General features: G+C 70.5%; 22 protein-coding genes. 12 read left to right on the top strand and 10 right to left on the bottom strand.

The annotated features are described in order from the left end of the window. Positions 1–275: 275 nt before the first annotated feature. From ACIA8K_RS14760 to pdhA, 4 genes are all read right to left on the bottom strand, one after another. Positions 276–413 (bottom strand): hypothetical protein, encoded by a 138-nt coding sequence (locus ACIA8K_RS14760; protein ID WP_396058852.1) that lies wholly within the window; start codon positions 411–413, stop codon positions 276–278. Positions 414–641: 228 nt separating this feature from the next. Continuing rightward, entirely contained in the window at positions 642–1,961 is a 1,320-nt protein-coding gene (locus ACIA8K_RS14755; protein ID WP_396058850.1) for a dihydrolipoamide acetyltransferase family protein, read from the bottom strand. A gap of 5 nt (positions 1,962–1,966) precedes the next feature. Next, complete coding sequence (locus ACIA8K_RS14750; RefSeq protein WP_396058848.1) at positions 1,967–2,947, bottom strand: alpha-ketoacid dehydrogenase subunit beta; 981 nt, start codon at positions 2,945–2,947, stop codon at positions 1,967–1,969. Then, the gene (pdhA, locus tag ACIA8K_RS14745) at positions 2,947–4,080 is read right to left on the bottom strand and encodes a pyruvate dehydrogenase (acetyl-transferring) E1 component subunit alpha (RefSeq protein WP_396059240.1); all 1,134 of its coding nucleotides are present in this window, start codon (positions 4,078–4,080) and stop codon (positions 2,947–2,949) included. Before pdhA ends, ACIA8K_RS14750 begins: the two co-directional genes overlap by 1 nt. 344 nt (positions 4,081–4,424) lie before the next feature. Here pdhA and ACIA8K_RS14740 point away from each other — a divergent pair, with 344 nt between their 5' ends. Beyond that, complete coding sequence (locus ACIA8K_RS14740; protein ID WP_396058846.1) at positions 4,425–4,676, top strand: hypothetical protein; 252 nt, start codon at positions 4,425–4,427, stop codon at positions 4,674–4,676. A gap of 99 nt (positions 4,677–4,775) precedes the next feature. On the opposite strand, the gene ACIA8K_RS14735 is transcribed toward ACIA8K_RS14740, so the two are convergent. Genes ACIA8K_RS14735 through ACIA8K_RS14725 form a run of 3 tightly spaced genes read right to left on the bottom strand, consistent with a single transcriptional unit; the run spans position 4,776 to position 9,344 of the window. Continuing rightward, positions 4,776–5,993 carry a hypothetical protein gene (locus tag ACIA8K_RS14735; protein ID WP_396058844.1) on the bottom strand — a complete coding sequence of 406 codons (1,218 nt, stop codon included), beginning with the start codon at positions 5,991–5,993 and terminating at the stop codon, positions 4,776–4,778. Between the two features lie 10 nt (positions 5,994–6,003). Continuing rightward, positions 6,004–7,701 (bottom strand): GTPase, encoded by a 1,698-nt coding sequence (locus ACIA8K_RS14730; RefSeq protein WP_396059238.1) that lies wholly within the window; start codon positions 7,699–7,701, stop codon positions 6,004–6,006. Between the two features lie 20 nt (positions 7,702–7,721). After that, complete coding sequence (locus ACIA8K_RS14725) at positions 7,722–9,344, bottom strand: ABC transporter (protein WP_396059236.1); 1,623 nt, start codon at positions 9,342–9,344, stop codon at positions 7,722–7,724. Positions 9,345–9,709: 365 nt separating this feature from the next. Between ACIA8K_RS14725 and dnaK the strand changes: the two genes are divergently transcribed. From dnaK to ACIA8K_RS14705, 4 genes are all read left to right on the top strand, one after another. Then, the gene (dnaK, locus tag ACIA8K_RS14720; protein WP_396058842.1) at positions 9,710–11,593 is read left to right on the top strand and encodes a molecular chaperone DnaK; all 1,884 of its coding nucleotides are present in this window, start codon (positions 9,710–9,712) and stop codon (positions 11,591–11,593) included. A gap of 43 nt (positions 11,594–11,636) precedes the next feature. Next, the gene (gene grpE, locus ACIA8K_RS14715) at positions 11,637–12,407 is read left to right on the top strand and encodes a nucleotide exchange factor GrpE (protein WP_396058840.1); all 771 of its coding nucleotides are present in this window, start codon (positions 11,637–11,639) and stop codon (positions 12,405–12,407) included. Between the two features lie 93 nt (positions 12,408–12,500). Next, on the top strand, positions 12,501–13,715 hold the full coding sequence (gene dnaJ / locus ACIA8K_RS14710) for a molecular chaperone DnaJ (RefSeq protein WP_396058838.1): 1,215 nt from the start codon (positions 12,501–12,503) through the stop codon (positions 13,713–13,715). A 36-nt stretch (positions 13,716–13,751) separates the two neighbouring features. Next, positions 13,752–14,192 carry a heat shock protein transcriptional repressor HspR gene (locus tag ACIA8K_RS14705; protein ID WP_396058836.1) on the top strand — a complete coding sequence of 147 codons (441 nt, stop codon included), beginning with the start codon at positions 13,752–13,754 and terminating at the stop codon, positions 14,190–14,192. Between the two features lie 171 nt (positions 14,193–14,363). Here ACIA8K_RS14705 and ACIA8K_RS14700 read toward each other — a convergent pair whose 3' ends face one another. The 3 genes from ACIA8K_RS14700 to ACIA8K_RS14690 form a co-directional block, all read right to left on the bottom strand. Next, positions 14,364–14,795 carry a hypothetical protein gene (locus tag ACIA8K_RS14700; protein ID WP_396058834.1) on the bottom strand — a complete coding sequence of 144 codons (432 nt, stop codon included), beginning with the start codon at positions 14,793–14,795 and terminating at the stop codon, positions 14,364–14,366. A 97-nt stretch (positions 14,796–14,892) separates the two neighbouring features. Then, a complete protein-coding gene (locus ACIA8K_RS14695) occupies positions 14,893–16,098 on the bottom strand; it encodes a cation:proton antiporter (protein ID WP_396058832.1) in 1,206 nt (401 codons plus the stop codon). A gap of 7 nt (positions 16,099–16,105) precedes the next feature. Then, positions 16,106–16,606: a cation:proton antiporter regulatory subunit gene (locus tag ACIA8K_RS14690; protein ID WP_396058830.1), complete on the bottom strand. Its 501-nt coding sequence runs from the start codon at positions 16,604–16,606 to the stop codon at positions 16,106–16,108. 249 nt (positions 16,607–16,855) lie between these two features. Between ACIA8K_RS14690 and clpB the strand changes: the two genes are divergently transcribed. From clpB to ACIA8K_RS14655, 7 genes are all read left to right on the top strand, one after another. Next, positions 16,856–19,441, top strand: coding sequence for an ATP-dependent chaperone ClpB (clpB, locus tag ACIA8K_RS14685; protein ID WP_396058828.1), 2,586 nt, complete (start codon positions 16,856–16,858; stop codon positions 19,439–19,441). A 250-nt stretch (positions 19,442–19,691) separates the two neighbouring features. Then, positions 19,692–20,318, top strand: coding sequence for a DUF4178 domain-containing protein (locus tag ACIA8K_RS14680; RefSeq protein WP_396058826.1), 627 nt, complete (start codon positions 19,692–19,694; stop codon positions 20,316–20,318). A 1-nt stretch (position 20,319) separates the two neighbouring features. After that, positions 20,320–20,802, top strand: coding sequence for a DUF2617 family protein (locus tag ACIA8K_RS14675; protein WP_396058824.1), 483 nt, complete (start codon positions 20,320–20,322; stop codon positions 20,800–20,802). Continuing rightward, a complete protein-coding gene (locus ACIA8K_RS14670; RefSeq protein ID WP_396058822.1) occupies positions 20,799–21,227 on the top strand; it encodes a DUF4247 domain-containing protein in 429 nt (142 codons plus the stop codon). Before ACIA8K_RS14675 ends, ACIA8K_RS14670 begins: the two co-directional genes overlap by 4 nt. 32 nt (positions 21,228–21,259) lie before the next feature. Further along, a complete protein-coding gene (locus tag ACIA8K_RS14665) occupies positions 21,260–21,679 on the top strand; it encodes a DUF350 domain-containing protein (protein WP_396058820.1) in 420 nt (139 codons plus the stop codon). Continuing rightward, entirely contained in the window at positions 21,679–22,407 is a 729-nt protein-coding gene (locus tag ACIA8K_RS14660) for a hypothetical protein (RefSeq protein ID WP_396058818.1), read from the top strand. Before ACIA8K_RS14665 ends, ACIA8K_RS14660 begins: the two co-directional genes overlap by 1 nt. Continuing rightward, positions 22,407–23,966 (top strand): polyamine aminopropyltransferase, encoded by a 1,560-nt coding sequence (locus ACIA8K_RS14655; protein ID WP_396058816.1) that lies wholly within the window; start codon positions 22,407–22,409, stop codon positions 23,964–23,966. The genes ACIA8K_RS14660 and ACIA8K_RS14655 overlap by 1 nt, the downstream gene beginning before the upstream one ends. Positions 23,967–24,002 lie beyond the last annotated feature (36 nt).

Below are 24,002 nucleotides of genomic sequence, written 5' to 3'. Positions count from 1 at the left end.
TGGATCGCAGCTTCGCCGGGCGGGTCGCGACCCCGGTCCCGATGCCTCCCGCCGGTAGGTGCCGGTGAGATGGACGCATGGGTGGCCATGGTGTGGCGACCGTGCCCAACCGTACCGGGCGCCATAGCAGGTCGGAAATACGGACCCGGATACGCGACGGCCCGCCAGGGTGGTTCGCGCCGATATTTCAGGCGCGTCCACCCGGCGGGCCGAGGGGTTCCGTGTCGCCCGGGCCGTCAATCGGCCGCGCGGGTCAACGCAGTGAGTGTGGAGCCTTACCCGAAGTGACGCTGGGCGATGGTGAGGATCTCATCGCGCAGCGCGGGGGTGTTGGCGGAGCGCAGGGCGCGCTCGATCGCGCGGTTCCGACGAGCGGTCTCACGCTTGGCCTGGATCCGGCTGATCATGCTCATGACTTTCATCACTCCTGGTGTTCCGATCGGTGGCGCCCGATCTGGTAATGCAATTCAAGCACGCGGCGAGGTTGTTTGCCAACGATTTTAAGGTGATGGCGACCACTTGCCTACGGATCGTCGGTTGGAGATGAGATGGCCAGAAGAAAAACCGTGCCCCCGCCGGATGTCCGGCGGGGGCACGGTTGATGAACTCTGAGCAGCGAAGATCCAGTGCAGCGGCGGGAATCAGCTCCAGGCGAGCAGCGCGGCCTCCGGATCCGTGAGGAAACGGCCGATGTCGGCCAGGAACTTCGAGCCCAGTTCGCCGTCGATGATCCGGTGGTCGAACGACAGGCTGAGCGTGGTGACCTGCCGGACCTTCACCTTGCCCTTGTGCGCCCACGGCGTCTCCCGCACCGCGCCGAACGCCAGGATCGCGGACTCGCCGGGCGGCAGGATCGGCGTGCCGGCGTCGATCCCGTAGATGCCGACGTTCGTGATGGTGAACGTGCCACCGGCCATGTCGGACGGCGTGGCCCGGCCCGCACGCGCGGTCCTGACCAGCTCGTTCAGCTCGTCGGCCAGCTCACGCAACGGCAGCCGGGCCGCGTCCTTGATGTTCGGGACGATCAGCCCGCGGTCGGTGGCGGCCGCGATGCCGAGGTTGACGTAGTCCTTCACGACGATCGCGTCGCCGTCCCACGACGAGTTGATCATCGGGTGCCGGGCCAGCGCGAGCAACGACGCCTTTGCCACAAGCAGCAGCGGGGAGACGCGGACCTCGCGCCACTCGCGCTGTTCGCGGAGCCGGTCAAGCGCCCGCATGCCGCGGGTCACATCCACGGTCAGGAACTCGGTGACGTGCGGGGCGCTGAACGCGGAGGCGACCATGTTCTCCGCGATGAGCTTCCGCACACCCTTGACTGGAACGCGCTGTTCGCGGGATTCGCCAAATTGGACATCGGGCCGGGCCGGGACCGTGGCGGCCTCGACCGCGCCCTGCACGTCCGCCCGGGTGATCGAGCCCAGCGGGCCGGTCCCGGCCAGGCCGTGCAGGTCCACGCCGAGGTCGCGGGCGAGCTTGCGGACCGGCGGCTTGGCGAGCACCGGGGCGTGCACGGAGGCGGCGGGAACCACTACCGCTACCGCGACGGGGGCCGGCTCCGGGGTTGTCTCCGCAGGCGGTGGGGTGGTGACCCGCCGGGGACGCCGCTTGGCCGCGGTGGTGCGAGGGCCATAACCCACAAGCACGGGGGTACGCCCGGCGGCGGCACCCTGACCGCCACCCTCGGCCGGCGGGTCCGGCAGATCGCCCGCGCCCGGGTCGGTGTCGATCGCGATGATCGGCGTGCCGACCGCGACGACGGTGCCCTCGTCGCAGAAGAGCGTGGCGACCCGGCCGGCCCACTTCGCCGGGATCTCCACAGCCGCCTTCGCGGTCTCCACCTCGACGATCGGCTGGTTCAGCTCGATGTCGTCGCCGACCGTGACCAGCCACTTGAGGATCTCGCCCTCGGTGAGGCCCTCGCCGAGGTCCGGCATCTCGAACTGCTTGATCCGGGACATCGCGGTCACCAGCCGTAGGTGCGGTCGACGGCGTCGAGCACCCGGTCCAGGTCCGGCAGGTACTCCTCCTCGACCCGGGCAGCCGGGTACGGCGTGTCGAAGCCGGTGACGCGCAGCACCGGCGACTCGAGTGAGTAGAAGCACTCCTCGGTGACCCGGGCCGCGATCTCCGCGCCGAGGCCGACGTTGGACGGTGCCTCGTGCACCACCACACACCTGCCGGTACGGCGGATCGACTCGTAGACCGGCCCCAGATCCAGCGGCGACAGGCTGCGCAGGTCGATCACGTCGAGCTGGCGGCCGTCCTCACCGGCAGCTGTGGCGGCGTCAAGCGCGGTGCGGACCATCGGGCCGTAGGCGACCACCGTCACGTCCGAGCCGGAGCGGACCACGCGCGAGGAGTGCAGTGGATAAGGCGTCGCCTCCGCGTCGACCTCGCCCTTCTCCCAGTAGCGGCGTTTCGGCTCCAGGAAGATGATCGGATCGTCGGACGCGACCGCCTGCTGGATCATCGTGTACGCGTCCGCCGGGTTCGAGCAGGTCACGACCTTGAGGCCGGGGGTGTGCGCAAAGTACGCCTCGGGGGACTCGGAGTGGTGCTCGACCGCGCCGATCCCCCCGCCGAACGGGATGCGGATCACGATCGGCAGGCGCACCAGGCCGCGCGAGCGGTAGTGCATCTTCGCCACCTGGCTGACGATCTGGTCGTAGGCCGGGTAGACGAAGCCGTCGAACTGGATCTCGCACACCGGGCGGTAGCCGCGCAGCGCCAGGCCGATCGCGGTGCCGATGATCCCGGACTCGGCAAGCGGGGTGTCGATCACCCGGTCCTCGCCGAAGTCCTTCTGCAAACCGTCGGTGATCCGGAAGACGCCGCCGAGCTTGCCGACGTCCTCACCCATGATGACGACCTTGGCGTCCCGCTCGAGCGAGCGCCGAAGGCCCACGTTGAGCGCCTTGCCGAGGGTCAGAACCTCTGCGGCCATCAGTATGCGCTCCCCTCGAACGACGTGCGGTACTGCGCGAACCGTGCCTGCTCCTCGTCGAGCAGTGGCGATCCATGAGGGTAGACGTTTTGGAAGATCGAACTCGGTTCGGGATCCGCCATCGTGAGCACTCGCTCACGCAGGTCAACCGCCTTCAGCCGGGACTCCTCGGCGACCTCCGCGAAGAAGGAGTCGTCCGCGATCCGCTGCTTCTGCAGGAACGCGGCAAGCCGGGCGATCGGGTCGCGGGCCTGCCACGCCTCCGTCTCCGCCTGCGGCCGGTACCGGCTCGGATCGTCAGACGTGGTGTGCGCGCCCATCCGGTACGTGTACGCCTCGATCAGCGTCGGGCCCTGGCCGCCGCGCGCGTGGTCGAGCGCATGCCGGGTGACCGCGTAGGTGGCCAGCACGTCGTTGCCGTCGACCCGCACGCCGGGGAAGCCGAAGCCGGCCGCGCGCTGGTAGAGCGGCACCCGGGTCTGGCGCTCGATCGGCTCGGAGATCGCGTACTGGTTGTTCTGGCAGAAGAAGACGACCGGGGCGGTGTAGACCGCGGACCAGATGAAGGCCTCGTTCACGTCGCCCTGGGAGGTCGCGCCGTCGCCGAAGTAGGCGATCACCGCCTCGCCGTCGTCGCCGCCGACCTTGCCGTCCTTGGTGATGCCCATCGCGTACCCGGTGGCGTGAAGCGTCTGTGCGCCGATGACGATCGTGTACATCCCGAAGCGGTACTTGATCGGGTCCCACGCGCCCTGGTCGACGCCGCGGAAGAGGCTGAGCGGCATGATCGGGTCGATGCCGCGGCAGTAGAGCACGCCGTGCTCGCGGTAGGTGGGGAAGACCATGTCCTGCGGGCGCAGCGCGCGGCCGGAGCCGACCTGCGCCGCCTCCTGCCCGAGCAGGCTCGCCCAGATGCCCAGCTCGCCCTGGCGTTGCAGCGCGGTCGCCTCGGCGTCCAGCCGGCGGACCGTGACCAGGTCGCGGTAGAGCTCGCGGTACTCCTCGTCGGTGAACTCGACGGAGTACTCCGTACCGTCCGGCCCGGTGGCGCGATCGATGCGTTCACCGTCGGGGGTCAGGAGCTGGACGAGCTCAGGGGTGGATGGCTGGGGCACAGGCTTCTCCCTCTGCATCGGGGGCGTGGCGGGGGTTTCCTGCGGCACGCCTCTCGCTCCGCCCGCCGGCGGGCTGCCGGAGAGCGGTCCCCCCGGTCACGCCTAGCCCGGGTGAGGGTTGCCGCGTGGTGCGAGGGGTGCCGACCAGGTTGCAACCGGCCGGGCATGGTGTGCCCGGTCACGTCGAGGCCGACCTGGCTCCATCCTCGCAAGAAGGTGAGCTGGATTACAGATGTCCTCGATCGCAAATATGTCGCGGGTGTTTCAGCCAACCCAATAAAGATCGATATTTCGTACGAAACGTGCCCATACTCCGAACATAGCGTTACTAATCCGGAACCGAGGGTGAAGGAGGTGGGCGGGTGTCTGGTCGCGCCTCCGGACTCACCGGCTCACCGCAGCGGTTCGTGGCCACTGTCGCGCTGCTCGTCGCGCTCGCCTCGCTGCCGGTGCTGGCGCTGCTGAACGCGGGCGCGAGCGAACTTGCCCGCACCTCGGCCGCGCCGTCAGGGCCGGTCGTGCCGTTCCTCGCGCCGCCATCCCCCGCGTCGATCATGCTCGGGCCGCCGGCGGTGATCCTGATGCCGTACCGGCTGCGTGATGGTGGGGGTTGATGGGTTTCCCCGACCACGGCGGGACCGGCGGCCGCGGGAGCATGCGGGCCGCAACCACCCACAGAGTGGGAAAGCGGCCCTCTGGTCTTGATCTCGGGGTCAGTCCTCGGCGGGCGGCTGGCGGCGGGCCTCGAGCCATGCCTCCAGCGCGTCCGGGTCCTGCGGGTCCACACCCTCGGCCAGCAGTTGCGCCACCGCGGCCGTGGCCGGGCTGCGCTGCTCGCCGGTCGTGAAGAGCCGGACGAACTCCGGGATCACGTCCTCCAGCTGCGCGATCGAGGCGGACACCGCGGCGTCCGGCAGCTCGCGGCGGCGGTGCGCGTAGGCGGCCCAGGCGCGGACCACGCGGGGCAGCATCGCGGCGTCGTCCACGTCAAGCACCGCGCGCCGGTGCACCCAGTCCAGCAGGAAGAAGCCGGCCACGGCCGGGCTCCAGCGCAGCGGGTCCGCGTCCGGAAGCGTCGAGGCGTGGTCGATCACCAGGCCCACGCTGAACTGCAGCGACGAGCGCTCGGTCTCGGTCTCCAGCAGGTCGAGCTGCTGCGACTCCGCCTCCGGAGACCGCAGGAAGTCCGCCACAAGCGCGGACCGGGACGCATCGGTGAGCCGCTCCGGGCCGGGCAGCTCCACCGAGTCGCCGGGCAGCACTGCCAGCCGGGCGCCGGCCAGCGCGCGGTCCGTGGACAGCGACGACGCGGTGGGCAGGCTTGTCAGGTCGTCGGTGATCGCCAGGTGACGGGCGACCTGATCGCGCAGCCGCTCCGGCGCCTCGTCGCGGAACCAGGTTAGCTCGTCCTCCGCGCACAGCGCGCGGACCTGCCCGACGATCTTCTCGGCCGAGCCGCTGACGAACACGTCCTTCGCGATGCCGATGTTGTGGTCGACAAGCGTCACGACCGCGTGCTCCGGGCCGCCGAGCGACTCGTCGTCGTACGCGAACGACGCGATGTACGTGGTCTGGTCGCCGTAGACGTCGCCGTACGCCCAGGTGCCGGTGCACCGGACCCGGCCGAGCAGCCCGGCCCAGGACGGCACGCCCGGGGCGGGACGCAGCGCGGACGCGCCCTTCGCGTCCGGGACCAGCGTCGCGAAGATCTGCCGGATGGCCGCGGCAGCAGGCGTCGTGCGGTCCGCCGTGACGGTCAGGAAGTCACCGACGAACGTGCGCAACGCATCGGCCCGGGCGCTCTCCGCCAGGTCGTAGATGCTGCCCAGCAGCGCGGTGCCGAGCAGCTCGGCGTCGTAGGCGCAGTCGAGCTTGACGACGTCGCGGGCGGCCTCGAGCACGGCATCGTGCGGCGTCCGGGGTGCGGGCATGGGGTCGAGCCTACGCGTGATCCGACCGGGCGAGAGCCATGGCCTCGCGGGCTCGCGCGTAGGACTGCAGAACCTCCCGGACCGGCGCCACCACATGCTTCCGGGCGACAGTGGTGACCTCGGCGCGGAGCCGCTGGTCGGCCCGCCGCCGGGCACGCCGGGCGGCAAGCGCGATGACCGGGCGGACAAGCAGCGCCAGCAGCCCGCCGGCCAGCAGTCCGCCGAGGAACAGGACTGTCGGCAGCGGCGTGGCGCCGACGTCCGGGTAGTCGAGCGCGGGCAGGCCGAGCGCGCGGATCGCGTAGCCGACGATCAACCAGCCCAGGCCGATCCCGGCGGCAAGCGTGACAAGCCACTGGGTGAAGCCGGTCAGCCGCTGCCAGATCGGGGTGCGCAGGCCGAGATCGGTGCCGGCGACCGCGGAGTCGAGCGCGTCGCGCACGTCGTCGAGGCGGGAGCGGGCCGCGTCAAGTACGCCGGGGCGCCACGGCTCGGGCAGCGCGGCGGCGGCCCGGTCCGCGACCTGCCGGACCGCGAGTTTCACCGCGGACCGCTGGGACGCGTCCGGGTCCGGCACCGAACTTGCCGGAAGTGGTGCGGGGCGGTCCGCCTCTTCGGAGAGACCGTCCAGCAGCCCGTCGGTGGGGCCGGAGGAGGGCAGGTCGAGGTGCAGGCGGCGAAGCGGGTCCGGGCGCAGGCGGCGTAGACCGCGCAGCAGTGGCCAGCCGGTCAGTCCGGCCGCGCGGTGCCGGTACGCCCGCTCGGTCGCCTCCACCACGGCCGGCACGCCCGCCATCACCGCGAACGCGTCGACGAGCGCGGCCACCGCGGCGCGGTCCACCGTGTCCTCCGCCGCGGCCGGCCCGACCAGCTCGCCGAGCCGGGCGGCGGTCGCGTCGACGTCCGCGGAGAGGCGCATGAGCGCGGCCTGGCGTGCGACCACGGTCCGCTCAAGCACCATCCGCAGCGGCGACAGCGCCGGGGCGCGCACCGCGGACGTGGCGACCACCGGCACGTCCGGCAGGCCGTCCTCGGCGAGCAGCCGGCGCAGGTCCAGGACGACCGCCTCCTGCTCCTCGCCGGCCAGCCGGTCGGCCTGGTTGAGCACCACAACTGTCACGTCCGCGTGGGACTTGAGTTGGCGCAGGTAGACGTCGTGGATCGTGCGGTCCGCGTACTTCTGCGGGTCGACCACCCAGACGATCAGGTCGACCAGGCCGAGCAGCCGGTCCACCTCGGTGGCGTGCTGGCGGCGTACCGAGTCGAAGTCCGGCAGGTCGAGCAGGACCAGGCCGTGCAGCGCGGTGTGGTCGTTGCCGTCAAGCGCGCTCTCCCGGACGAACCGGTGCCGGGGCAGCACGCCGACCCAGTCGAGCAGCGCGTTCGCCCCCTCCAGGGAGCCCCAGACGCAGGCGTGCGCCTCACCTGTGGTCGGCCGGCGCATGCCGACCGGCGACAGCGCGAAACCGGCGAGCGCGTTGAACAGGCTGGACTTGCCGCTGCCGGTACTGCCGGCGAGCGCCACGACCGTGTGCTCGCGGGACAGCGCGAGCCGGGCGTCCGCGCGCTCGACAACTGTGTGCGCGCCGGTAAGCCGGTCCGGCGGGAGCAGGCCGTCGACCGAGCGCAGGAACCGGTTCAGCGCCTCGACGCGGCGCAGCAGGCTGTCCGCGTCGAGCGTCCGGGATGGCGCCAGCGCGTCCCGCATCCGGGACACCAGGCCGCCGCTCACGGCGTCACCAGGCCCGCGTGTCCGCGTGCGGTCTCCACGTGTAGTGCCGCCTCTCTCAGCCGGCCGGCTGAGTCCTCGACCGGCCCGACCAGTTCGGTGAAGCGCGCGGCCTCCTCGGCCAGCAGCGCGGCGACCCGGTCCAGCAGTTCGGTGCGTGCCTTCGCGGCAAGCGTGCGGATCGCCTGGTCGCCGAAGATAGCCTCAAGCACCTTCTGCGCCGCGACCGTGGTGCCGCCCGCGACAGCGACCTCCGCCCCGGTCGGGATGAACGCGGTGGACGCGAAGACCACCACCATCACCAGCAGACCTGTCGCGTTGACCGCATAGGCGGTTCCTCGGGCAAGCGCGCGCTTGTCGCCGGCCTCGGTGCGGACCAGGTCGAGCACGTGCCGCTGCCAGTCGCGGATCAGGCGTTCCGCGCGGTCCGGCAGGTCCGGTGCGGCGTGGCTGAGCGGCGCGGAGAGCAGCGCGGAGCCGGCCGGATGTGCCTGCCAGCCGGCGTACGCCGCCTCGGCTGCCTCGTCGGCCGCGCCCCGGATCAGTGTGACCAGGTTGCTCTCGATCGCGGACCGCAGCGCGTGCCCCGGTGCGGGCCGCCCGGTAAGCGTGGCGACGACCCGGTCCCGCAGGCGCCCGATCTGCGCCTCGAGCGTGCGCATCAGCTCGCCGGTGCCGACGAACTCCTGCCAGCGGGCCAGCACCTCGCCGCGCAGCAGCCGGCCGTCCTCGACGCCGTTCGCCACCGCCCGGTTCGCGCCGTTGTAGGCGTTCGTCACTCGCTCGGTAAGCGTCCCGGCCGCGGAGACCTGCTCCTCCGCGGCAGCGGCCAGCGACGCGGTGGTGGCGGCGGTCGCGGCGATCGCGCCGTCAAGCGTGCGGCGGACCACTGCGGCCCGCGCTCCCGCGTCCGCGCCCAGGTAGCCGAGCCACGCGCTCAGATCGCCGATCGCGGACGGCGGCAACAGCCCGTCCGCCGCGAGCCGGGTCTCCGGCACGATGAACAGCGGCGCGGCGCCCAGCTCGTTGTCCCGGAGCATCTCGTTCAGATGGGCCGCGATCTCCTCGGCGGCCTCCGGCGGAACCCGGTCCAGCACCATGGCGATCACGGTGCCGCGCTGCCGGGCGGTGCGCAACAGTCCCCAGGGGACCGCGTCCGCGTACCGGGCGGCGGTGGTGACGAAGACCCACAGGTCCGCGGCCGCGAGCAGCTGCCCGGCGAGCGCGCGGTTCGCGTCGACCACCGAGTCGATGTCCGGCGCGTCAAGCAGCGCGAGCCCGGACGTGATTGTCGGCACACCGACCAGCTGCAGGCTCTTCGGGTCGGTGCTCGGCTCCGTGGTGCGGGTCAGACCGGGCAGCAGCTCGCCGCGGCGGAACCACTCCAGGTCGGCCGGGTTCGCGGCCAGCAGCGGCGCCCGGGTGGTCGGCCGGAGCACGCCGGCCGTTGTCACCTTCGCCGCGACCAGGCTGTTGACCAGCGTGGACTTGCCCGCGCCGGTGGAACCGCCGACCACGGCCAGCAGCGGCGCGTCCAGCCGGGCCAGCCGCGGTATCAGATAGTCGTCGAGTTGGTCCACGAGCGCCGCGCCCGCTTCCCTGGCCGCTGCCGCAGAGGGCATGACCAGGGGGTACGACGTTTCGGCGACCACCGAGCGCAGGTGGTCGAGCGCCTCGGCAAGCGAGGCGGGGGTGAGCTCACCGCGAGTCTGCACAGTTCTCCCCGGAGACACGGTCACGCTCCCCGCGAGCGCCCGGCCAGAGTAATAAGGGTGCCCGATCAGGTGGGTTCCGAGGTACCCCCGACTTCCGGCGGATAAACTTGCGCGTGACGCGCTCAACTCTCGGCTTGACGGTTGTGGTGATCGTGGCACTATTGAGTCCGGTCCACTCAACTTGTCTTGTCGCGCTCGGGGGCGGGTGCGGTCGGAAGTAAGTCTGCGGCCTCTTCGGGGTCGCGGTTCGAGATGTGAAGTGAGGAAGAAACATGGCACGTGCGGTCGGCATCGACCTGGGCACGACGAATTCCTGCGTGAGCGTTCTCGAAGGCGGCGAGCCGACCGTGATCGCCAACGCCGAGGGGTCGCGTACCACTCCCTCGATCGTGGCCTTCGCCCGTAACGGCGAGGTGCTGGTCGGCGAGGTCGCGAAGCGTCAGGCTGTCACCAACCCGGACCGGACCATTCGTTCGGTCAAGCGCGAGATCGGTTCGACCTGGTCGATCGACATCGACGGGAAGAAGTACAGCCCGCAGGAGATCTCCGCGCGGGTGCTCATGAAGATCAAGCGCGACGCTGAGGCGTACCTCGGCGAGCAGGTCACGGACGCGGTCATCACCGTCCCGGCGTACTTCAACGACGCCCAGCGGACCGCGACAAAGGAGGCCGGCGAGATCGCCGGCTTCAACGTCCTCCGCATCGTCAACGAGCCCACCGCGGCCGCCCTGGCGTACGGGCTGGACAAGGGCACCGCCGAGCAGACCGTGCTGGTCTTCGACCTCGGCGGCGGCACGTTCGACGTCTCGCTGCTGGAGCTGGGTGAGGGCGTCATCGAGGTCAAGTCGACCTCCGGTGACAACCTGCTGGGCGGCGACGACTGGGACCAGCGGATCATCGACCACCTGGTCAAGACGTTCCGCGGCGAGCACGGCATCGACCTCGGCCAGGACAAGATGGCCCTCCAGCGCCTGAAGGAGGCCGCGGAGAAGGCGAAGATCGAGCTCTCCGCCGCGACCACCACGAGCATCAACCTGCCGTACATCACGGCCGGCCCGGCCGGTCCGCTGCACATGGACATGACGCTCAGCCGCGCCGAGTTCCAGCGGATGTCGCAGGACCTGCTGGACCGCTGCAAGGGCCCGTTCGAGCAGGCGATCAAGGACGCCGGCGTGCGCGTCTCCGACGTGGACCACGTCATCCTGGTCGGCGGCTCGACGCGTATGCCCGCGGTGACCGACCTGGTCAAGCAGCTCACCGGCCGTGACCCGAACAAGGGCGTCAACCCGGACGAGGTCGTGGCCGTCGGCGCCGCGCTGCAGGCCGGTGTGCTCAAGGGTGAGGTCAAGGACGTCCTGCTGCTCGATGTGACCCCGCTGTCGCTGGGCATCGAGACCAAGGGCGGCATCTTCACCAAGCTGATCGAGCGCAACACCACGATCCCGACCAAGCGCTCCGAGGTCTTCACCACTGCGGACGACAACCAGCCGTCCGTGCTGATCCAGGTCTTCCAGGGCGAGCGGGACATCGCGGCGTACAACAAGAAGCTCGGCACGTTCGAGCTGACCGGCCTCCCGCCGGCGCCGCGCAACGTGCCGCAGGTTGAGGTCACCTTCGACATCGACGCGAACGGCATCGTTCACGTCAACGCGAAGGACCTGGGCACCGGCAAGGAGCAGTCGATGACGATCACCGGCGGCTCCGCGCTGCCGAAGGACGACATCGAGCGCATGATGCGCGAGGCGCAGGACCACGCGGACGAGGACAAGCGCCGCCGCGACGACGCCGAGGCCCGCAACGTGGCCGAGCAGCTGCAGTGGCAGACCGAGAAGTTCCTGGCGGAGAGCGGCGACAAGCTGCCGGCCGAGTCCCGGGACCAGATCGGCGAGGCGCTCGGCGAGCTGCGCGGCGCGCTTGGCGGCACCGACATCGAGGCGATCAAGTCGGCGCACGAGAAGCTGGCGACCGTCTCCCAGCAGGCCGGCTCGCTGCTCTACCAGCAGCAGTCCGAGCAGGCCGGTGCCGAGGGCGCGCCGGGTGCGGCGGGTCCGGGTGCGGGTGCGGGTGCTCCGGGCGCGGGTGCGGCCGGTGGCCCGAAGGCCGCGCAGGATGACGTCGTGGACGCCGAGATCATCGACGAGGACGACAAGAAGTGATCCCACGGGACGCTGTGGCACGTGTGCGAGGTGAGGTGAGGGCATGACCGACGACAAGAAGCCGGGCGACAAGGCCGGATCCTCGGCGGAGCGCGAGCGTTCCGAGGGTTCCGAGCGGGTCGTCATAAGGGACCGGCGGAAGATCGATCCTTCCGTCGTCAATCCCAAGGCCAAGAAGGACGAGAAGCCCGAGGTGATCGAGCCCGACGAGGTGCTCGACGCCGAGGTCGTCCTCCCGGACGAACCCGCAGAGGAATCGGCCGGGGAGCCCGCCGAGGAGACCACGGTGACGGCGGAGACCGAGTCGGAGCAGGAGGCGGAGAAGGTGGAGCGGGTCGGCAGGCACGCGGCCAGGCACGCGGCCAAGTCACCTTCTTCCGCCCCGGCCGACGAGGCGCTCCGCACCGATCTGGAGGAGCGCACGCGCGACCTCCAGCGGGTCACCGCGGAGTACGCGAACTACCGCAAGCGGGTCGAGCGGGACCGCGCCGCGCAGGGCGAGCAGGCCACCGCTTCGGTGCTCTCCGCGCTCCTGCCGGTGCTCGACGATCTGGACCGGGCGCGCGAGCACGGCGACCTGGTCGGCCCGTTCGCAAGCGTCGCGGACCAGCTCTCGGCAGCGATCGGCAAGTTCGGCCTGACCGCGTTCGGCGAGAAGGGCGACGCCTTCGATCCGAACAAGCATGAGGCGGTGGCGCACCTGACCTCCGCCGATGTGACGGAGCCGACCTGCATCGACGTGATGCGGCGCGGCTACGAGCTCGGCAACCGGCTGCTGCGGCCCGCTCTCGTGGCGGTTGCAGACCCGGAGTGATCTCCGACCGGCCGGGGTGGCTCGCTGCGGCGGGCCACCCGGCCGGTCTCATGCACTTGGGGAACGCTGGATAGCCAGCAGGAGGTGGATTAGGTGAGTTCCAAGGACTGGCTGGAAAAGGACTTCTACTCCGTTCTCGGCGTGCCGAAGTCCGCCTCCCAGGACGACGTGAAGAAGTCGTACCGCAAACTCGCCCGCGAGCTGCACCCGGACCACAACCCCGGTAACAGCGAGGCGGAGGAGCGTTTCAAGTCGGTCTCCGAGGCGTACGACGTCCTGTCGGACGAGCGGAAGCGCAAGGAGTACGACGAGATGCGCGCGCTCTTCGGCTCCGGCGCGTTCCGCCGCAACGCCCGGGCGGGCGGTCCGGGTGGCGCCGGCGGACCCGGTGGGGCGTTCCCGTTCGACGTCTCCGACCTGTTCGGCGGCGTGAACACGGGCGGCGGCGCTGCGGGTCAGGCCGCAGGCGACAGGCGGTTCGGTGGCGCCGGTTTCTCGGACCTCTTCGGCTCGATATTTTCCGGCGGAGGCGGCGGGCGCCAGGGGCCGAACCGTGGCCGCGACGTCGAGACCGAGGTGACCATAGACTTCGCCGCCGCGGTGCAGGGCACCACGCTGCCGATCACGCTGCGGGCGCCCGGCGTCTGCGACGTCTGCCACGGCAACGGCGCGAAGCCCGGCACCCAGCCACGGACCTGCCCGACCTGCCGCGGCTCCGGCCTGGTGCAGCGCAACCAGGGCTCGTTCAGCTTCTCGGAGCCGTGCAAGGAGTGCCAGGGCGTCGGCACCATCGTGGACGACAAGTGCCCGGAGTGCCGTGGCACCGGCGGCGTGACGAAGACCCGCACGCTCAACGTCCGGCTTCCGGCAGGCGTCGCGGACGGGCAGCGGATCCGGCTCTCCGGCCGGGGCGAGCCCGGTGATCGCGGCGGTTCGCCCGGCGATCTCTACGTGGTGGTGAAGGTGCGCCGCGACGACCTGTTCACCCGTAGCGGGGACAACCTGACGCTCACCGTGCCGATCACGTTCGCGGAGGCGGTGCTCGGCACGGACCTGCGGGTGCCCACGATGGATGGCGTTGTCACTCTCCGCGTTCCGCCGGGAACTCCGAGTGGTCGGGTGTTGCGCGCCCGCGGCAAGGGTGTGCCGAAGCGGGATGGCGAAACCGGCGATCTGCTGGTCACACTTGAGGTGCAGGTGCCGAAGGAGGTCTCACCGGAGGCCCGGGAGGCACTGCAGTCGTTCGCGGACAGCACGCCGGCGGCCTCGCGGGAACACCTCGAGGCGCGGGTCCGCAAGGCGGGCTAGGTAGTCGCAAGGTGTTCCGAGGCAGGAGGTGAACCCGTGGACGCACGTATTCGCATCGCGATCGAGGGCTTCTCGGACGCCAAGATCTTGATCATCTCGGTGGCGGCGCAGATGGCCGGCATGCACCCGCAGACGCTCCGGCAGTACGACCGGCTGGGTCTCGTGCAGGCCGGCCGGGCCGCCGGCGGGGGGCGGCGGTACAGCGCCCGTGACGTGGCGCTGCTCCGCGAGGTGCAGCGTCTCAGTCAGGACGAGGGCATCAACCTGGCCGGCATCAAGCGGATCATCGGGCTGGAGCATCTGGCCGGCGACCTGCAGCAGCAGGTGCTGGAGATGCAGGACGAGCTCGCCGCGGCCTACCGCCGGATCCGGGAGTTGGAGGCGATGTCGCCGTACCCCCGGCGTGATCTGGTCCCGACCGGCCAGACGTCGACCGCGCTCGTGGTGTGGCGTCCGCGGGAGAAGCCCCAGCGATAAATTCGCAAATACGAGATATGTCGGATTTCGGCCCGAGCCGGACAGCGAGCGGTTATGGTCACCCAGGGTGCGCGACGACGAGTCGCGGGGCCAGTGGCCTGCAAAGACGACTCGCGGCGCCGGTTCGGGCGGGGATCCACGGGGGGTCCCCGCCCGGACCCGAAACAGTCGTCAGCCCAGCCGGCGAGACTGCCGGACCAGGCCCCCTTCGCACCAGTCGTGGTAGTCGAACAACTCCGGACGGGACAGCAGCATCCTCACGTTGTGCGACCATGCCGCCATCAGCTCGTCACCCTCGTCCTCCGCCTGCTCCACCATCTTCCGCAGCCGCCGCTTCGGGTGGGCCCGAAACTTCGTGCGGATGCCGTCGGCCGCGTAGATGTAGAGGCAGTGCAGAGCGAACCGGCGTGCCGGGCACGTCCGGTCCACCGCCAGCTCGAAGAGGGTGCCGACCAGACGATCCCCGGCGACGAGGAGGTCCCAGTCCGCAGGCATCGACTCCAGCGGCACCGAATCGGGCTGGTACGCCCAGGCCCGGAGCTCGGCGGCGCTCGGATCGACCGGATTCGCGAAACCGTGGAAGCTTGACTGTTGCACGCTCACCTGCGACTCCAGCCTGTTACACCCCAATGCTCATTGCGGCGACACGGTAACGCGTAGCTATCGCATATCGGAACCCGGTGAGCGTGCCATTTCCGTCCTACATGTGAGTTTCTGTGGAGGGGACGGGGGTGGCCAGCGCTGATCGTCTGCGCAGCATCGCCTTGAACCACTCCATGTCCGGCAGGCGGGCCAGCATCGGGCCGGTCACGACCGTGATCAGCACATATGCGGTCGCAAGTGACGCCAGCTGCGGCTCGACCCCGGCCGCCACGGCCAGCCCGGCGATGACGATTGAGAACTCGCCGCGCGGCATCAGCGCGAGCCCGGCGCGGACCCGGCCGGGCAGCGCGATCCCGGCGCGTTTCGCAGCGAGATAGCCGGTCAGCACCTTGGTGCTCATGGTCAGCACGGCAAGCGCCAACGCGGGCAGCAGCACGTGCGGGATCTCGCCCGGGTGTGTGGAGAGCCCGAAGAACACGAAGAAGACCGCGGCGAACAGGTCACGCAGCGGCGTGAGCAGCAGCACCGCGTGGTGCGCCACCTGACCGGAGAGCGCGATGCCGACCAGGAACGCGCCGACCGCGGCGGAGACCTGCAACTTGTCCGCAAGGCCGGAGACCAGCAGCGTCAGGCCGAGCACGCCGAGCAGCAGCGCCTCCGCGTCCTTCGCGGAGATGAACGCGGAGATCGCGTTGCCGAACCGGATCGCGACCAGCAGCACGACCATCACGGTGGCGACCGCGATCAGCAGCGACGTCGCGCCCGCGGCAAGCGACACCCCGGCCAGCACCGCGGTGAGCAGCGGCAGGTAGAGCGCCATCGCCAGGTCCTCGATCACCAGGACGGAGAGGATCACCGGCGTCTCGCGGTTACCGAGCCGGCCGAGATCGCCGAGCACCTTGGCGATCACGCCGGACGAGGAGACCCAGGTGATGCCCGCGAGCACCAGCGCTGCCGTCCAGTCCCAGCCCATCAGCAGGGCGAACGCGGCGCCGGGCAGCGCGTTGAGCGCCGCGTCAATCAGGCCCGCCGGTGCGGCCGCGCGAAGGTTGGTGACCAGCTCGCTCGCGGTGTATTCGAGGCCGAGCATGACCAGCAGCAGGATGACGCCCATCTCGGCGCCGACCTCGATGAACTCCTCGCTTGCGGAGAGCGGCAGCAGACCGCCGTGTCCGAAGGCGAGTCCGGCTATCAGGTAGAGCGGGATCGGCGACAGCCCGATCCGGCGCCCGAGCCGGCCGAGCAGGCTGAGCGCGAGGAGGACCGTGCCGAGTTCTATCAGAAGGATGGAGGTGTCGTGCATACGCGCCTCAGCCGTCCGGCTCCGACTCGGCCAGGATGGCCGCGACGCCGTCGAGCCCTTCCCGGGTGCCGACGACCACCACGACGTCGCCGGTCTGGAAGGAGAACGACGGCACCGGGGAGGCGATCACCTCCCGCTCGCGGAGCACGGCGACGATCGACGCGCCGGTGCGGGTGCGGGCTCTGGTGTCACCCAGTCGCCGATGCGCCCACGGGGAGCCGGCCGGGATCGAGATCTGCTCGGTGAGCAACCCCGCGGCCTGCGAACGGAGCCCGGCCAGCTGGCCGAGCATGAGCGAGGCGCCGAGCAGATCGGCAAGCGCCTCGGCCTCGTCGTCGGTGAGTGGCAGTGACGCGATGCACGCGTCCGGATCGTCCTGGTCGTAGAGCACCAGGTCGCGCCGCCCGCTGCGGTGGGAGACCACGCCGATCCGGCGGCCGGACGCCATGACGAGGTCATGGCGCACGCCTATGCCGGGGAGAGCTGTCTGTTCGACCCTTACTCGCACGGGATACACGCTACCCAACCGTTTCCCGCCGTCTGTGAACTGATCACCTGCGTGGGAACCTCGATGTCTTCTCTCTGTGGTCGAGCGTCCCAGGTGGAGTGCCGGTCGGGGGCCGGTTCGTGACGAAAATCAAGGCCGTCCGGGGGTACGCGTGCGTCAGGGAAGTGGGCAACCCAGAGTTGAGTGCAATAGACTCAACTTCAGTGGTGTCCTAGAACCACGCTTGACGGTAATCACTGTGGGGAGCCGATGAACGCCGAACGCCTTACCACCAAGAGCCGCGAAGTCATCACCGCTGCGGTGGCCGACGCCGGCCAGCGGGGCCACGCGACGGTGGAGTCCTGGCACCTGCTGCTCGCGCTGCTCGACACCGGCGGTTCCACCGCGACCGGTCTGCTGCGCGCCGTCGGGGCGAACCCCGCGGACGTCCGCCGGGCCGCCGCCCGCGCGCTTGAGAACCTGCCCTCCGCCCGCGGCTCAAGCATCGCCGAGCCCAGCCTGGCCCGCGAGTTCGCGAACGCGGTGGGTGCGGCCGAGCAGATCGCCCGGCCGCTCGGGGATGAGTACACGTCGACCGAGCACCTGCTGGCCGGGCTGGCCCGGGTCGGCGGCCCGGTCTCCGAGCTGCTGCGCAAGGCCGGTGCGACGGAGGAGGCGCTTGTCGCGGCGTTCCCCGCGGTGCGTGGCGGCGACCGCCGGATCACCACCGCCGACCCGGAGCAGACCTACCAGGCGCTTGAGAAGTACGGCATCGACCTGACCCAGTCCGCCCGGGACGGCAAGATCGACCCGGTCATCGGGCGCGATTCGGAGATCCGCCGAGTGATCCAGGTGCTCTCCCGGCGTACCAAGAACAATCCGGTGTTGATCGGTGAGCCCGGCGTCGGCAAGACCGCGATCGTGGAAGGGCTCGCCCAGCGCATCGTCGCCGGTGACGTGCCGGAGTCGTTGCGCGACAAGAAGCTGATGTCGCTCGACCTCGGTGCGATGGTGGCCGGCGCGCAGTACCGCGGCCAGTTCGAGGAGCGGCTCAAGTCCGTGCTGGAGGAGATCAAGAACTCCAACGGCCAGGTGATCACGTTCCTCGACGAGCTGCACACAGTGGTCGGCGCCGGCAAGGGCGAGGGCTCGATGGACGCGGGCAACATGCTCAAGCCGATGCTGGCCCGCGGTGAGCTGCGGATGGTCGGCGCCACCACGCTTGACGAGTACCGCGAGCACATCGAGAAGGACCCGGCGCTTGAGCGGCGCTTCCAGCCGGTGGTGGTGGGCGAGCCGACAGTGGAGGACACGATCGGCATCCTGCGCGGGCTGAAGGGGCGGTACGAGGCGCACCACGGCGTGCAGATCACCGACGGTGCGCTGGTCGCGGCCGCCACGCTTTCAGACCGCTACATCGCGGACCGGTTCCTGCCGGACAAGGCGATCGACCTGATCGACGAGGCCGCGTCCCGGCTGCGCATGGAGATCGACTCGCGCCCGGTCGCGATCGACCAGCTCCAGCGCACCGTCGACCGGATGAAGATGGACGAGCTCGCGCTGGCCAAGGAGACCGACCCGGCCTCCCGTGACCGGCTGGAGCGCCTGCGCCACGATCTCGCGGACCGGCAGGAGGAGCTGAGCGTGCTCACCACCCGGTGGGAGCGCGAGCGCGGCGGCCTCAACCGGGTCGGCGAGCTGAAGAAGAAGATCGACGAGCTGCGCGTCGACCTGGAGCGCGCCCAGCGGGAGACGCACTGGGAGGTCGCCTCCCGCCTGCAGTACGAGGAGATCCCCGCGCTTGAGCGGGAGATGGAGGCGCTGGCCGCCGAGCCGGTCTCGGACGAGCCGCTGATGGTCAAGGAGCAGGTCAGCGCGGACGAGATCGCCGAGGTGGTCGCCGCGTGGACCGGCATCCCGTCCGGCCGCCTGATGGAGGGCGAGACGGCGAAGCTGCTTCGGATGGAGGAGTCGCTGCAGGCCAGGGTGATCGGCCAGGCCGAGGCGGTGGGCGCGGTGTCGGACGCGGTCCGGCGCGCCCGCGCGGGCATCGCCGACCCGGACCGGCCGACCGGCTCGTTCCTGTTCCTCGGCCCGACCGGCGTCGGCAAGACCGAGCTGGCCAAGGCGCTGGCCGGCTTCCTCTTCGACGACGACCGCGCGATGGTCCGCATCGACATGAGTGAGTACGGGGAGAAGCACTCCGTCGCCCGCCTGGTCGGTGCGCCGCCCGGGTACGTCGGCTACGAGGAGGGCGGTCAGCTGACCGAGGCGGTGCGCCGCCGGCCGTACTCGGTGATTCTGCTCGACGAGGTGGAGAAGGCCCACCCGGACGTGTTCGACGTGCTGCTGCAGGTGCTCGACGACGGCCGGCTGACCGACGGCCAGGGTCGTACCGTCGATTTCCGGAACGCGATCCTGATCCTCACGTCGAACCTCGGCTCCACGATCGTCTCGGACATCACGCTCCCCGAGGACGCACGCCGGGAGGCCGTGCTCGCCGTGGTGCGCGGTCACTTCAAGCCGGAGTTCCTCAACCGGCTGGACGACATCGTGGTGTTCCGCGCGCTCACCGGCGGGGAGCTGACCTCCATCGTCGACATCCAGCTCAGCCAGCTGCGCCGCCGGCTGAGCGACCGCCGGCTGGGCCTGGAGGTCACCGACACGGCGCGGACCTGGCTGGCCGAGCGGGGGTACGACCCGCTCTACGGCGCCCGGCCGCTGCGCCGCCTGGTCCAGTCCGCGATCGGCGACCGGCTGGCGAAGGCGCTGCTCGCGGGCGAGGTGCTTGACGGCGACACGGTGAAGGTGGACGCGAGCCCGTCCAATGACGGCCTCATCGTGGGTGTGGCCTGACGCCTGACTGGGAAAACGATGTCTGAAGGGCCGGGGAACCCCGGCCCTTCAGTGAGTGTTTTTCAACCTGTCCCAACCTGTTCACGGCCCGACCCGTGAACACGGACTTGGCGTAGGAGAGCAGCCAGGTTGAAAAATGCTCACTGTTGCAATATCGACAAGGTGTTCCGACGCGGCTCCGGAGGGATGACGGGGCTTGCTACCGTCGGCGGCCAATGGGACTTGACCAGCATGGGAAGGGAGCCCCTTCGTGAACGGTGGCATCGCCAGCGTCGTATTCGGCCTCGGCTGCCTCGTCGCGGTTCTCGGCATCGTGATCGCCGTCATCGCCTGGCGTCGATCCCAGCGGAAACCGTCATCACCACCCGTGGCGAAGGGCACCGACCCGTTCCACACCAAGGACGAGGACGCGCTGCGCGGCGACCCGCGCACGCTCAAGGCCGGCGACATCGTCGAGATCCGTGGCACCAGCTGGGCGGTCCGCGGCAGCCTGCGACTCTCCGAGGGCTCCTGGGGCTGGACCGAGCACCTGATCGACGATGCGGCCGGAAACCAGGCCTGGCTCTCCGTCGAGGAGGACCCGGACCTGGAGGTCGTGCTCTGGCACGAGGTCGCGGACGTGACAGTGGGCCCCGGCCCGAAGAACGTGGACATCGACGGCCGCAGCTACCGCAGCGACGAGTCCGGCACGGCCCGGTTCACCTCAAGCGGGACCACCGGCCTGGACCCGGCCGGCACCGTGCGCTACCACGACTACGAGGCCAAGGACGGCGCGCTGCTGTCGTTCGAGTCCTACGGCGACGCCGGCACGTGGGAGGCCGCCCGCGGCGAGTCGCTCGTCCGCGCCGAGTTCCGGATCTACCCGCAGGCGCAGTGAGATGCTTGTCGACCTGACGCTTCCGTACGCGGACACCACGGCGGCGGACCTGAGCTTCGCGCTCGGTCTGCCTGCCGCGCCCGCACTTCACGTGCTCGAGATTCCCGAGCTGGGCCTGCAGCTTCGTCTGCTCGGCGCCTCGCATCAGGTGATGATGGGGGAACTGAGCGAGACCGTGGCCTGCCTGCCCGGCCGCCGGCCCGACCTGCCCGGCGCGGTCGCGGACGACAGGTACCGCTTCGCGGCGGACGTCCGTGTGCTGTCCGCCCCGGAGATGTCCGCGGAGGTGAGCAGGTTGCGCGTGGAGCTGTCCGGGCACCCGCACGGACTTGTCGGCCAGTTCCCGGGCAGCCCGGACGCGATCACGGCACTGCTGGCCTACCGGGACGGCACGCACGCGGTCGGCTGGCGCACCTGGCACGCGTACCCGCAGACCGGTGAGCTTGTCGAGACCACCACATCGGTACGTCTGGGGGCCGCATGACACCGCACCGCAAGTGGATCATCGGGGGCGTGGCGCTTGCGCTCGTCGGCGTGCTGGTGGCCGGCGCGGCGACCTTCTTCGGCAACTTCTCCGTGCGCGGCTACGTGGCCGACAAGTTCACCAGGTCGGCGACGAACGACATCGGCGGCGACGCGCTCGCCTACACGTCCGGCAAGGCACCGTCCGCTGTCGCCTCGCAGATTCGGAACGTGTGGCAGCCCGCGGACGAGGTGGTGGACGCGAGTGGCGTGTACATGCGGTACGCGGACGACGCGGTGGTCATCCTGCCGGCGGCCGTCGGTTCGCTGATCCTTGTGGAGGACATCGACTCGGCGTACCGGCGGCACAGCAGTCACGTCGGCGGCTACTGGGGTTGGGGCCGTGGCACCAGCCTGCGTGGCGGCGGACCAGGGTCGGGCAAGTGATGATCGAATCGAATGGAAGGCGCTGACAGGCGATGGCTCTGCTTACCGACCTGCTGATCACGCTTAGCTACGGCGTGGTCGGCATTGCCCTGATGTCCGTCGGCTACCTGCTTGTGGACATCGCCACGCCAGGCAAGCTGCACGTACTGATCTGGGAGAACCGGAACACCAACGCGGCGGTGCTGCTGGTGTCGAACCTGATCGGCGTCGCGATCATCGTGGTCGCCGCGATCGCCGCCAGCCACGACGACTTCGTCCAGGGCCTGATCAGCACGCTCGCGTACGGCGTCGTCGGCCTGCTGCTGATGGCCGTCGCGTTCCTGCTGCTTGACGCGGTCACGCCGGGCCGGCTCGGCGAAATCCTGGTCCAGCCGGAGCGGCACCCGGCCGTCTGGGTGACCGCCACCATCCACATCGCGGCCGGTGCGATCATCGCGGCGGCGATCAGCTGATGAATCGGAGCACCAGATCCGTCGCCAGGGTCGCGGGCACGCTCGCGATCCTGGTCGTCGCTCTGGCCGGGTGCTCGACCGACAACAGCACTGTCGTTCCGGCGCCCAGCACCGACGAGGCGGCCGAGACCTCACGCGTGCTCGCCGACGCCACCGCGGTCCAGGGCATGTGTTACGGCTGGCATCTGCAGGACGGCTCGTCGACTCCCGACAAGACGGTCAGCCGTGGCTCCAGCCTCGGCCCGTCCACACCTGTCGATTCGGACCCCACCGCATGCCGGGAGTGGGTCGAGGTCATCGTGGCCGTCACCTTCACCTCGGCCAGCAGCGAGTCGAGCGACTCCGCGCTGCTGAGCGTCAAGACCAACAGCACCCGGGTGACAAACGGCGACCTGCAGCGGCGCCTGAACGACATCGGCCTCAACGGCGGCGCGTTCCTCGACGAGCCGGCGTTCGTCCTCATGCACACCGCGCTGGCGCTGCCGCTGATCACCACGGAGGCCGGCGCCGCCACCCCGCTCCCGGCGACCGCGCCGTCCGGCGGCACGCCGAGCGAGCCGGCCCAGGCGCTTCCCTCGGCCGGCAACGACTTCCTGCGTACCAGGTGGGGTTTCCTGGCCACGGCCGGCGTGCTGTTCCTGCTCGGACTCGTCGCGGTCGGGTACGGCGCGTGGGAACGTAACAAGGTGAAAAAGCCGCAACCGCAGCCCGGCGCGGCCCCACGCTGATGGAGGTCGAGTTCGCCGGGCGGCCACGGATCGCCCGGGCCGCGGTCCTGGCCGCGGTCTTCGTCTGCGCCGCCTGCGGCCTGGTCTACGAGCTGGCCCTGGTCGCGCTGGGCAGCTACCTGATCGGCGACACTGTCGGTCAGGCCTCGATCGTGCTCGGCGTGATGGTCTTCGCGATGGGTGTCGGCGCGCTCGCGGCCAAGCCGTTCCAGCACAAGGCCGCGGCCGCGTTCGCCGCGATCGAGCTGCTGCTGGCGCTGCTCGGCGGCCTCTCCGTGCTCGGCCTCTACGCCGCGTTCGCCTGGCTCGACCTCTACGCGCCCGCGCTGATCGGCACCGCGTTCGTGCTCGGCGCGCTGATCGGCGCCGAGATCCCACTGCTCATGGTGCTGCTGCAACGCATCCGCGAGCAGTCCGCGGGCAGCGCGGTGGCCGACCTGTTCGCCGCCGACTACGTGGGCGCGCTGCTCGGCGGGCTCGCGTTCCCGTTCCTGCTGCTCCCGGTCTTCGGCCAGTTGCGCGGTGCGCTTGTGGTCGGCGCCGTCAACGCGGCGGCCGGCGTGATCCTGGTCTTCACCGTCTTCCGCCGGGCGCTGAGCCGCCGGGCGAAGATCGCGCTCGGCGCCGGGACCGTCGTGGTCGGCCTCAGCCTGGGATACGCCTACGCGGTCGCCCACGACTTCGAGGTGACCGCGCGCCAGGAGCTCTACCGCGACCCGATCGTCTACGCGGAGCGCAGCCGCTACCAGGAGATCGTGCTTACCGAGTCGGTGCCTGCCGTCTCCGGCGGCGTCTCCGACATGCGCCTCTTCCTCAACGGCGACCTGCAGTTCAGCTCCGTCGACGAGTACCGGTACCACGAGGCACTGGTCCACCCGGTGCTGGCCGGCGTACGCGGGAACGTGCTGGTACTCGGCGGCGGCGACGGCCTGGCGCTCCGCGAGGTGCTGCGGTACCCGTCGGTCGACTCGGCCACGCTTGTCGAGCTGGACCCGGCCGTGGTGCGGCTGGCCCGGACCCGGCCGGAGATCCGCGCGCTGAACGCGGACTCCTTCGAGGACCCGCGCGTGCGGCTCGTGGAGGCGGACGCGTTCGCCTGGCTCCGCTCCGCCACGACCCGGTACGACGCCATCGTGATCGACATGCCGGACCCGGACGAGACCGCCACCGCCAAGCTCTACTCCGTCGAGTTCTACACGCTTGTCCGCAACGTGCTTGCCGAGGGCGCGCGGATGGTGGTGCAGTCCGGCTCGCCGTACTTCGCGCCCAACTCGTTCTGGTGCATCGAGGCGACGATCCGCGAGGCCGGTTTCAGCACCACGCCGTACCACGTGGATGTGCCCTCGTTCGGTGACTGGGGCTTCGTGCTCGCCTCGCCCGGGACGGCCGCGCCCTCGCTGCGCACCGAGCCGCCGTCCACGCCGCGTTTCCTGTCCCCGGCCGTGCTTGCCGCCGGCGCGGTCTTCCCGCCCGACCGAGGGCCGCGTGACGTGCAGGTCTCCACGTTGCTCTCACCGCACGTGCTCGAGTACGTGCGCAGCGAATGGCGAAGTTACTGACGAACGCGTTTCATAGGTGTGAGTCTCATAGCGTGA

This window comes from Catenuloplanes sp. NPDC051500, from assembly GCF_044454585.1.
Lineage (GTDB): Bacteria > Actinomycetota > Actinomycetes > Mycobacteriales > Micromonosporaceae > Catenuloplanes.
Note: the sequence above shows the minus strand (reverse complement) of the source record. Positions and strands in the feature narration are given on the sequence as shown.

What these genes read in the sequence shown, in the direction of transcription:
- ACIA8K_RS14655 (WP_396058816.1), top strand. Translation starts at nt 22,407, where the DNA reads ATGGAGGTCGAGTTCGCCGGGCGGCCACGGATCGCCCGGGCCGCGGTC.
- ACIA8K_RS14730 (WP_396059238.1), bottom strand. Translation starts at nt 7,701, where the DNA reads ATGCGGGACGCGCTGGCGCCATCCCGGACGCTCGACGCGGACAGCCTG.
- clpB (WP_396058828.1), top strand. Translation starts at nt 16,856, where the DNA reads ATGAACGCCGAACGCCTTACCACCAAGAGCCGCGAAGTCATCACCGCT.
- grpE (WP_396058840.1), top strand. Translation starts at nt 11,637, where the DNA reads ATGACCGACGACAAGAAGCCGGGCGACAAGGCCGGATCCTCGGCGGAG.
- pdhA (WP_396059240.1), bottom strand. Translation starts at nt 4,080, where the DNA reads ATGCAGAGGGAGAAGCCTGTGCCCCAGCCATCCACCCCTGAGCTCGTC.
- ACIA8K_RS14725 (WP_396059236.1), bottom strand. Translation starts at nt 9,344, where the DNA reads ATGCCCTCTGCGGCAGCGGCCAGGGAAGCGGGCGCGGCGCTCGTGGAC.
- ACIA8K_RS14660 (WP_396058818.1), top strand. Translation starts at nt 21,679, where the DNA reads ATGAATCGGAGCACCAGATCCGTCGCCAGGGTCGCGGGCACGCTCGCG.
- ACIA8K_RS14755 (WP_396058850.1), bottom strand. Translation starts at nt 1,961, where the DNA reads ATGTCCCGGATCAAGCAGTTCGAGATGCCGGACCTCGGCGAGGGCCTC.
- ACIA8K_RS14665 (WP_396058820.1), top strand. Translation starts at nt 21,260, where the DNA reads ATGGCTCTGCTTACCGACCTGCTGATCACGCTTAGCTACGGCGTGGTC.
- ACIA8K_RS14760 (WP_396058852.1), bottom strand. Translation starts at nt 413, where the DNA reads ATGAGCATGATCAGCCGGATCCAGGCCAAGCGTGAGACCGCTCGTCGG.
- ACIA8K_RS14750 (WP_396058848.1), bottom strand. Translation starts at nt 2,947, where the DNA reads ATGGCCGCAGAGGTTCTGACCCTCGGCAAGGCGCTCAACGTGGGCCTT.
- dnaK (WP_396058842.1), top strand. Translation starts at nt 9,710, where the DNA reads ATGGCACGTGCGGTCGGCATCGACCTGGGCACGACGAATTCCTGCGTG.
- ACIA8K_RS14695 (WP_396058832.1), bottom strand. Translation starts at nt 16,098, where the DNA reads ATGCACGACACCTCCATCCTTCTGATAGAACTCGGCACGGTCCTCCTC.
- ACIA8K_RS14735 (WP_396058844.1), bottom strand. Translation starts at nt 5,993, where the DNA reads ATGCCCGCACCCCGGACGCCGCACGATGCCGTGCTCGAGGCCGCCCGC.
- ACIA8K_RS14675 (WP_396058824.1), top strand. Translation starts at nt 20,320, where the DNA reads ATGCTTGTCGACCTGACGCTTCCGTACGCGGACACCACGGCGGCGGAC.
- ACIA8K_RS14670 (WP_396058822.1), top strand. Translation starts at nt 20,799, where the DNA reads ATGACACCGCACCGCAAGTGGATCATCGGGGGCGTGGCGCTTGCGCTC.